This window comes from Myxococcus sp. XM-1-1-1 (assembly GCF_020037095.1).
Lineage (GTDB): Bacteria > Myxococcota > Myxococcia > Myxococcales > Myxococcaceae > Myxococcus > Myxococcus fulvus.
Map to the genome: position 1 here is coordinate 1 of NZ_JAIQDH010000063.1, position 1916 is coordinate 1916.

A 1916-nucleotide genomic window follows, 5' to 3' on the forward strand; every position below is an offset into this window, starting at 1 on the left:
ACGCTCCTCGCCTCCATCTGGGCAGAGGTCCTCCACCTCGACGCCGTCAGCGTCTCCGACGACTTCTTCTCCTTGGGTGGCCACTCCCTCCTCGCCACCCAGGTCGTCTCCCGCATCCGCAAGGCCTTCCAGGTCGAGCTGCCCCTGCGTGCGCTCTTCGAGGCGCCCACGGTGGCATCGCTCGCGGCGCGCATCGAGGTCGAGAAGCAGTCAGGGCTTGCGAACGAGAAGCCGGCGCTCGTGGTGGTGCCTCGCACGGGACCGCTGCCGCTGTCCTTCGCGCAGCAGCGACTGTGGTTCCTGGATCGACTCCAGCCGGGTAGCCCCTTCTACAACATCCCCTCGGCCATCCAGCTCCACGGCGGAGTGAACCTCGATGCACTGGAGCGTGCGCTGCGCACGCTCGTCCAGCGACACGAGGCCCTGCGCACCTCCTTCCACGTCCAGGCGGATGGCGAGGCCGTGCAGCACATCCACACGGATGTGACGCTGTCCGTCCCCGTCGTGGACCTGCGGCACGTGCCCGAGTCCCAGCGGGAAGCCGAGGCCCTGCGACAGGCCCAGGCCGAGGCGCAGAAACCGTTCGACCTGGCCCACGCGCCGCTGCTCCGAGCCTCCGTGCTCCAGCTGTCCGAGCAGCGCCACATCCTGCTCGTCACCGTCCACCACATCGTCTCGGATGGTTGGTCCAACGGCATCCTCACGCGCGAGGTCGGAGCGCTCTACGGCGCGTTCGCGCAGGGCCTGCCGTCACCGCTCGCTCCGCTGGAGTTGCAGTACGCGGACTACGCCGCATGGCAGCGTGGCTGGCTGAAGGACGAGGCGCTGTCCCAGCAGGTCGGTTGGTGGAGACAACAGCTCTCCGGCGCACCGCATGCGCTGGAGCTGCCCACGGACAGGCCCAGGCCGCCGGTCCAGACGTCCAACGGGTCCACGCTTCCCATCGCACTGGGAGCCCAGCTCTCTGCGGAGCTGCGTGCCCTGTGCCTGCGAGAGGGCGTCACGCCGTTCATGGCGCTGCTGTCCGCGTTCCAGGTGTTGCTCGCGCGATACTCGGGACAGGACGACATCGTCGTCGGCTCGCCCATCGCCAACCGGCAGCAGGCGGAGATCGAAGGCATCGTCGGGTTCTTCGTCAACACGCTCGCCCTGCGTGCGCGGCTGTCCGTCGGGATGACCTTCCGCGAGCTGCTGAGCCAGGTGAAGGAGACGACGCTCGGTGCCTACGCGCACCAGGACGTGCCGTTCGAGAAGCTCGTCGACGAGCTGAAGCCCGAACGTGACCTGAGTCGCTCGCCGCTGTTCCAGGTGATGTTCGCCCTGCAGAACACGCAGCGGACAACTGGACCGAAGGACGGTGAGGACGCGGGCGCCATCCAGCCGATGCATGTGGACAGCGGCACCGCCAAGTTCGACCTGTCCCTGCTCTGCGGCGACTTCGGCGACGACATCGGCGGCCTGCTCGAGTTCAACACGGACCTGTTCGACCGGAGCACCGCGGAGCGACTCGGCGCGCATCTGCTGAACCTCTTGCGCGCAGCCGTGAGCGAGCCGGGCCAGTCCATCTGGAAGCTCCCGCTCCTCGGCATCGAGGAGCGCCAGCGCACGCTGGTCGCCTGGAACGACACCTCACGCCACGACCACGCGGCCACGACGATGCATGGGCCGGTGGAGGCCCAGGTGCGTCGCACGCCTGACGCCATCGCGCTGTCTGACGGTACGCGCTCGCTCTCCTACGCCGCGCTCGACGCTCGCTCCAATCAGCTCGCGCACCACCTGCTCGCCCTCGGGGTCTCTCCGGGCAGTGCCGTCGGCATCTGTCTCGACAAGTCCCTCGATATGGCCGTCGCCGTCCTCGCCACCCTCAAGGCCGGCGCCTTCTACGTCGCCCTCGACCCCAACTACCCCGCTGAGCG

Annotated in this window: 1 protein-coding gene; it reads left to right on the top strand. The window is 68.5% G+C overall.

All coding sequences use genetic code 11. The annotated features are described in order from the left end of the window. A partial coding sequence (locus K8640_RS42305; protein ID WP_223752270.1) for a condensation domain-containing protein occupies positions 1 to 1916 on the top strand: 1916 nt, incomplete at both ends.